Annotated in this window: 8 protein-coding genes; all 8 read right to left on the bottom strand. The window is 59.4% G+C overall.

The window, feature by feature from the left end:
• Nucleotides 1-300: 300 nt before the first annotated feature.
• Nucleotides 301-570, bottom strand: coding sequence for a hypothetical protein (locus Q6D67_RS13445; protein WP_304706170.1), 270 nt, complete (start codon nt 568-570; stop codon nt 301-303).
• Nucleotides 567-734 (bottom strand): BrnT family toxin, encoded by a 168-nt coding sequence (locus Q6D67_RS13440; protein ID WP_304706169.1) that lies wholly within the window; start codon nt 732-734, stop codon nt 567-569. Before Q6D67_RS13440 ends, Q6D67_RS13445 begins: the two co-directional genes overlap by 4 nt.
• The gene (locus tag Q6D67_RS13435; protein ID WP_304706168.1) at nt 731-2,026 is read right to left on the bottom strand and encodes a site-specific integrase; all 1,296 of its coding nucleotides are present in this window, start codon (nt 2,024-2,026) and stop codon (nt 731-733) included. Before Q6D67_RS13435 ends, Q6D67_RS13440 begins: the two co-directional genes overlap by 4 nt.
• A gap of 190 nt (nt 2,027-2,216) precedes the next feature.
• On the bottom strand, nt 2,217-2,420 hold the full coding sequence (locus tag Q6D67_RS13430) for a type II toxin-antitoxin system Phd/YefM family antitoxin (RefSeq protein WP_370551963.1): 204 nt from the start codon (nt 2,418-2,420) through the stop codon (nt 2,217-2,219).
• A gap of 444 nt (nt 2,421-2,864) precedes the next feature.
• Nucleotides 2,865-3,182 carry a hypothetical protein gene (locus Q6D67_RS13425; protein WP_304706167.1) on the bottom strand — a complete coding sequence of 106 codons (318 nt, stop codon included), beginning with the start codon at nt 3,180-3,182 and terminating at the stop codon, nt 2,865-2,867.
• 220 nt (nt 3,183-3,402) lie between these two features.
• On the bottom strand, nt 3,403-4,362 hold the full coding sequence (locus tag Q6D67_RS13420; RefSeq protein WP_304706166.1) for a GDP-L-fucose synthase: 960 nt from the start codon (nt 4,360-4,362) through the stop codon (nt 3,403-3,405).
• Between the two features lies 1 nt (nt 4,363).
• A complete protein-coding gene (gene gmd / locus Q6D67_RS13415; RefSeq protein WP_304706165.1) occupies nt 4,364-5,482 on the bottom strand; it encodes a GDP-mannose 4,6-dehydratase in 1,119 nt (372 codons plus the stop codon).
• Between the two features lie 82 nt (nt 5,483-5,564).
• The gene (locus Q6D67_RS13410; protein WP_304706164.1) at nt 5,565-6,734 is read right to left on the bottom strand and encodes a Fic family protein; all 1,170 of its coding nucleotides are present in this window, start codon (nt 6,732-6,734) and stop codon (nt 5,565-5,567) included.
• Nucleotides 6,735-6,977: the final 243 nt, after the last annotated feature.

Genomic DNA, 6,977 nt, shown 5'->3' with positions numbered 1-6,977 from the left:
TGCGCTGAGAAACCATCATTGGCTAAGGCTGCATAATCAATGAACGCGACATCTTTGTTGACAAACACCGCCTGGGCAATCCCGGGCGCCCGCCGCTGGATCCCTACATCATCATCCGGTGAGCACGCGCGGGCCAGGATAAACGGGCCCGAAGGCGACCGACGATGGCCGCCCGTTTCGGCCCGTTTCGGCCCGGGCCGGGGCCTGCCCGAGTCCGGGCACGGGCCGAAACACGGGGAATTCGATGCCGTCGCCGTCGCGCGACAAGATTTCAGAGCAGGGGGTCTCTCCTGGCTTATGTCATTTAAGCTCTTCAATCAACGCAATATCCTTTTTAAGCAAATCGTTAACCATCCGGTTTAGCTCGATGCCTTTAGCTTTGGCTTTGGCTTTGGCTTTGGCTTTGGCTTTGGCTTTGGCTTTGGCTTTGGCTTTGGCTTTGGCTTTGGCTGCAAAATAATCCAGCACATCGGCGTCAAGGTATACCGGCATGTTCATGGTAGCGTTGGGATTATAGAATTTCCCGCGCTCGCCTTTGGAAAAATCGTGTTCTTCACGTATGGTGTTCACCCTTCGTATTGCTTAATTTCGCGCCTGGTGGCGGGTCTGGCTGAAATCAGCCTGATCGTCACCGCGTTGTCTTGCTGATTGCGGAAGGTATGCGCCACGACCAGATAGTGTTGTCCGTTGGCCTGCCCCAGGGTTTCGACGAGTCCAGCAAGGGTTTCAGTCATTTAGAACTGTCTCCTATTGCTACCACGTTACCCCTCGTCCAGGTTGACCCAGTCTCGCAAAACTTCTCGCAGTCGGCCATCAGTGAACGGCGCTTTTCCACAAGTTCCCCACGAGCGTAGGCCGCCCGGGTGGCATCGCTGTTAACGTGCGCGAGCGACAATTCCGCCACATCCTCCGGGTATGCCGTGTGCTCCTGAACCCAAGTTCGGAAGGTGGCACGGAAACCGTGCGTGGTCACGTCCTGGCCAATGATTTTCGGCGCGCGGCTAACAACAACATCAGAAATTGGCTTGTTCCGCGGGCCGATGAAAATGTGCGGACCAAGGCGGGGCAGCGACTCCAGCAGCGCGATCGCGGGATCTGACAACGGCACTTTGTGCTCCCTGCCCCCCTTCATGCGGGAGGCGGGTATCGTCCATAGCTTTGCCTTGAAATTGATTTCGTCCCATGTCGCGCCTCGGGCCTCGCCGGAGCGGCTCGCGGTCAAGATGATGAATTGTAGGGCCTTCGCGCCCAGGGACTCTGCAGCCTTAAGCTTACGCCAGAATTCCGGCATGTCCGCGACCGGTAAGGCTTTATAGTGTTCGACCTTGGCGACCTTGGCGACCTTGGCGACCTTGGCGACCTTGGCGCGGGCCGGAAATGACAGGGCAAGGTTGCCTTTCCACCGGGCCGGGTTGTCTCCGGTGCGCAGCCCTTTGACGCCCGCCAAGTCCAGTATCCGTTCGACATGCAAGCGCACCCGGCTGGCCGTCTCGTTTTTCACCGCCCATATGGGCTCCAGCATCTTGACGATGTGAGCCCGCTCAATATCGCCTACAACCATATTCCCAAGGTGCGGAAACGCATAGGTCTCCAGGTGGCTGGTGAGCTTCTGGACTTGCTTGGCGCTTTTGAACTCCGCGCCTTTCTTGTCGATGTACTCCCGCGCCAACTCGGCAAAGGTAACTTGCTTGGCCTGCTGTGCTGCCAGAAGCGATTTTCGCGCTTTCCGATCCGCAATTGGATCACTGCCCTGCCATATGGTCTCCCGCGCCTCCCGCGCCCTGTGACGAGCCTGGGCAAGGCTGACTGTCGGATAACCGCCAAGCCCGATATCCCGGCGCTTGCTACCCATCATCACCCGGAGAATCCACGACCGGGCCCCGATGGCCGCCCCCGCCCTGACCGGCGGCTTGCAGACCAGTAGCAGCCCCGAGACACCACCCACGGCATACACAGCCGCCTTTGCACCTCGGTGCCGCAACCGCCGCACGGCGGCATCGCTCAATCCGGGCACCGACTTTGGCATCACCACTTCCTTCCCAACATAAGGAGGATGATTCGATGCTATCCCATGCAATGGAGTGGGACAAGCATTATGAGAAAAGCGCTTGAAATAAAGGGTTTGGCGGCACTTGAAGCAACTGGATGAGACTCCGGAATTTGTCCTCTCCTGGGCACCATCCCGAATTCCTCAAACGTCCAATACCTATTGATTGTTAGCTGTCCAACTCGGCTCTTCCCTTGGACAAGCCTTCCAGCAGCGCTACTCTGCGCTGCATAAATTCATAATCCTGGACATCCACCAAGTGCGCGGACGGCTTGCCGTGCTCGGTTATCAGTACCGGCTCTTTGCTCTCATGCAGGTCAGCCAGAATCCTGGTAGCTTGCCGCTTCAGATTAGTTACTAGCTCAACTTTCATGGGCTGCCCTCGCTCAAAGTGACACTATAGTGTCACTCCAGGGAGGTAGTGGCGACAGCGTGCCAGCCAAGGGCTTTGACAGCTAAAGCGAAGTAACCAGACCTGGCCGCATGACACCATTCCGGTTAATTCGAAAATCGAAGCCAACAGCGATGATCAATACACCCCCCTGCGCCGAGATCAGCATCAATAGCAGCCACTTCAGCTAGAAGGGGCCAACTGGGGTGCAGTAACCGACAACGACCCTGGGGATGGACTGGATCAGGAACGTGGTGTTGCGCGGGTCCTCCCGCTGGGGGAGTAGACCAGGAAGTTGTCCTGCCACCAGAGAACCTCAATCGCCACCCCCGTATTGGTCATCAATTCCGAGCAAAATCTCCGCGGAGCCGTTTTTCGGTTATAACCAGCGCAAGCAACCAAAACGCGTGGATATAAGGCGCCGCATCACCCCAGCCACGCCCGAACCTGCGGCACAACTATGGCGACAACGAGAATGCCGAGCATCCAGGTATGGAGGTACTGAGTTCGTTCCATCTTGCCAAAACGCCCTTCGAATCTTGCGTTTTGATCGGAGAAGCACCCAAAGAACTTCGCATCCTGTTCCGCAAAGCGCTTATCGAACTTCGCGTCCTGCTCCGCAAAGCGCTTGTCAAACTTGGCATCCTGCTGCGCAAAGCGCGCGTCCAGCTTGGCATCCAGCACCGCCTCGAAGTGGTCCTTCGTCAGGATGTTGTCCGCATAAAATCCAAACGCTTCCGCCATAAGCTCCGCCTGCGCATCAGCCTGGGGCTCCGGCACCGGGACGCCGGACCGGCCGCATCTCGAAGCTTGCGGGCATACCTGAGCGAATCAAATGCCAATGTGGTCATGATAGCTCTCCTGCGGACGCTGGCAAGAGCCTGCCCTTCACCAGCATCCCCAGCATCGCAAAATCAAGACCGAATTGGTACATCAAAACCGACCAACTTGGCGGAGGACTACCTCAACCACGAACCTCCCCACCACGCGCCAGATACCACCGATAGGTATCCTCCAACCCATCCCGCAGGTTGATGCCCGCCTCCCAGCCCAGGGCCTTCAGGCGCGACACGTCCAGCAGCTTGCGCGGGGTGCCGTCGGGCTTGCTGGTATCGAACACCAGCGTGCCGGTAAAGCCGGTGACCTGCGCCATGGTCTCGGCCAGTTCGCGGATGGTGCAGTCAACCCCGGTGCCCACGTTGATGTGGCTCAGCATGGGTTGGGTGTGCTGCTGATACTCGGCCAGCGGCAAGTCCATCACATGCAGGCAGGCGGCGGCCATGTCGTCTACATGCAGGAATTCCCGCATCGGCGTGCCCGAGCCCCAGACCACCACCTCCTCCGCGCCAGCGGTCACCGCCTGGTGGAAGCGCTGCAGCATCGCGGGGATGACATGGCTGTTCTCGGGATGGAAGTTATCGCCAGGGCCGTACAGGTTGGTGGGCATGACCGAGCGGTAATCCGTGCCGTACTGGCGGTTCATGCTCTCGCACAGCTTGATGCCCGCAATCTTGGCAATGGCATAGGGTTCGTTGGTAGGTTCCAGCACCCCGGTCAGCAGGGCATCTTCGCGCATGGGCTGGGGGGCAAGCTTGGGGTAGATGCAGGACGACCCCAGAAACAGCAGCCGCTGCACGCCGGCACGCTGCGCGGTACCGATGACGTTTCCCTGGATCAGCAAATTGTCCTGGATGAAGTCCGCCGGGTAGGTGTTGTTGGCATGAATACCACCGACGCGGGCGGCGGCGAGATACACCTGGTCGATGGCGTGGGCGGCGAATAAATCCTCCACCTCCGCCTGGCGGGTGAGGTCCAGCTCACTGTGGCTGGCCGTGACCAGTTCGACATCCGGCCGGGCCGCCAACTGGCGGCAGAGTGCAGAACCCACCATGCCCCCGTGACCGGCAACGTAGATACGTTGCATGCTAATTCTCCGTCTGTACGGGCACGTCGTGCCCGTGTTGTTTCAAAAAGGCGTGCCGCTGGGCGATCTTGAGATCCTCTGCCACCATTTCCGAGCACATCTCCAGCGCGGTGATCTCCGGCTCCCAGCCCAGCTTGATGCGGGCGTTGGAGGGGTCACCCAGCAAAGTGTCCACCTCGGCGGGGCGGAAGTAACGCGAATCCACGCTCACAATCGTATCGCCCACCGTCAGCGCGGGGGCACTGTCCCCGGTAATGGCAGCCACAATGCCCACTTCATCCAGGCCTGTGCCCGCAAAGCGCAATTCCACGCCGAGCTCCTGCGCACTCCAACGGACAAAGTCGCGCACGCTGTACTGCTGGCCGGTGGCGATCACGAAGTCTTCCGCCTGTGCCTGCTGCAGCATAAGCCACTGCATGCGCACGTAATCCCTGGCGTGGCCCCAGTCGCGCAGCGAGTCCATGTTGCCCATGTACAGGCAACCTTCCAGCCCCTGGGCGATATTGGCCAGGCCGCGGGTGATCTTGCGGGTGACGAAGGTCTCGCCCCTGCGGGGGGACTCGTGGTTGAACAGAATCCCGTTGCAGGCATACATGCCGTAGGCTTCGCGGTAGTTGACGGTGATCCAGTAGGCATACAGCTTGGCCACCGCATAGGGCGAACGGGGATAAAAAGGCGTGGTCTCGCGCTGCGGGCTTTCCTGTACCAGGCCGTACAGTTCCGAGGTGGAGGCCTGATAAAAGCGGGTTTTCTTCTCCAGCCCCAGCAGGCGGATAGCCTCGAGAATCCGCAGGGTGCCCATGCCGTCTACATCGGCGGTGTACTCCGGCGCTTCAAAGCTCACCGCCACGTGGCTCTGGGCCCCCAGGTTATAGATCTCGTCCGGCTGCACTTCCTGGATGATGCGGGTGAGGCTGGAGGAGTCCGTCAGGTCGCCGTAGTGCAGCACGAACCTGCGGTTATCGACGTGGGGATCCTGGTAGATGTGGTCCACGCGCTGGGTGTTGAAGCTGGAGGCGCGGCGCTTGATGCCGTGCACCTCGTAGCCCTTCTCCAGCAGAAATTCGGCGAGGTAGGAGCCGTCCTGGCCTGTGACCCCGGTGATAAGTGCTTTTTTCACAATTAAGTCCTTGTGTGCGGCAAAAACTGCTGCAGGTTGTCTATCGTCTAATCAGTTCAGGGATGGCGAACGTTCCACTCCTTCACTTTCGCTCCCGCTCCGGGAAAAGGCCCGGCATCCAGCGTCCGGCGAGTTCTGCGGGGAAACGCAACTGAACAGGCGCACGCGCTGATACCGACTGCAGAACTCCCCGGTCGAGAAGCTCCGACACCACCCTGCGCGCCGTTCTTGGGCTCGCCACAACGATATCCGCGACCTCACCACGCGGCACCTCGCCGCGATAGAGCAGCGCGCCCAGCAGTTCCCTGGACTTGCCGGGGATGCGTCCGCCGCGTGCTTCCTCTTCCGCCCATAGAAGAATCCTGTCCCGGAGACGGTCCGGCTCCATCAGGCGACGCATAAAACTGACCTGGTCGATACAGGTTTCAAGGAAGAACCGCGTAAATTCAGCCAGGGCTTCTTCGCTCAAATTGCCGCGGCCATCAAGATCATTGCGGCGCTGCAAATCGCAAGCCTGCAAATGCTGCTTGTAGGTGCCCTCGGCGCGCGCCAGACCCCGTGCAACGGACCATAAACCGCCGGTGTCCAGGGAGTCGAGCAGGAGCGCATGTGACATAAGTCGCGCGACCCGGCCATTGCCGTCCAGAAAGGGGTGTATCCACAACAGCCGGTGATGTGCGGCCGCAGCAGAAAAGATACGATCGAGCCTCCCAGGAGTGCGATAGGCTTGTTCGAAACGCTTCATGAATCGCGGAACGGCGCCTGCGCTAACGGCCATATGCTGGCCGACCTGAACATCTCGCGTGCGGTAAGCGCCGGGCACCATCTCAAGCGCCTCGCCTGTCTTCATGTCTTCCACGACGAGTAACGCCGGGGGGAGGTGTTCGCAGAAGCGCCTATGTATTTCGCAAACACCCTGCTCTGTCGTCGCCCGCCCTACCGCGAGCCCGCCCTCATCAATCCAGGTCTGGACAGCGATGTGTGCCCTAGCTTCGAGTTGCAGGTTCCGCTGCTCCGGTTCGGCGCTAAAATCGTTGGCGAGAGCGCGCTCGATATCGACAGGATGCGTGTCATGCCCCTCGATGAGATTGCTGTAATAGCAATTCATGGCACGAACGAGTGTGGCGAGTGCGGCCGCAATACTGTCCGGCAGCTCACTGCGCAAACGGGTCGATTGCGCGGTTAGCTCCAGGGCAAGGTCGGACAACGCCGTCCTGTGGCGCGATGCCTCACCCAAGAAGAGCGGCTCCATGAGCGCCGTGCTCTCCTCGCGATCCCGAGCTTCCTCACCGGCTGCCTTCCCTGCTTGTCCGTTCCCTGATGTGGCCACTAGTTTGTCCACTATTTCGTCCGTTTCGATAATTCTATATTCTTTTTAAAATCATAGACATATAAAAATAGAAAGAATTTTTTGTCCGCGAGTTTGGCCGCTTTTCTGACCGTCTCGTGAGGGCCGCCACGGGACTCGGCGGTCTCTTCGACCAGTGCTCAGTCG

It is taken from the genome of Haliea sp. E1-2-M8, assembly GCF_030649675.1.
Taxonomy (GTDB): domain Bacteria; phylum Pseudomonadota; class Gammaproteobacteria; order Pseudomonadales; family Halieaceae; genus Haliea.
This window is presented reverse-complemented; position numbering and strand designations above follow the sequence as displayed.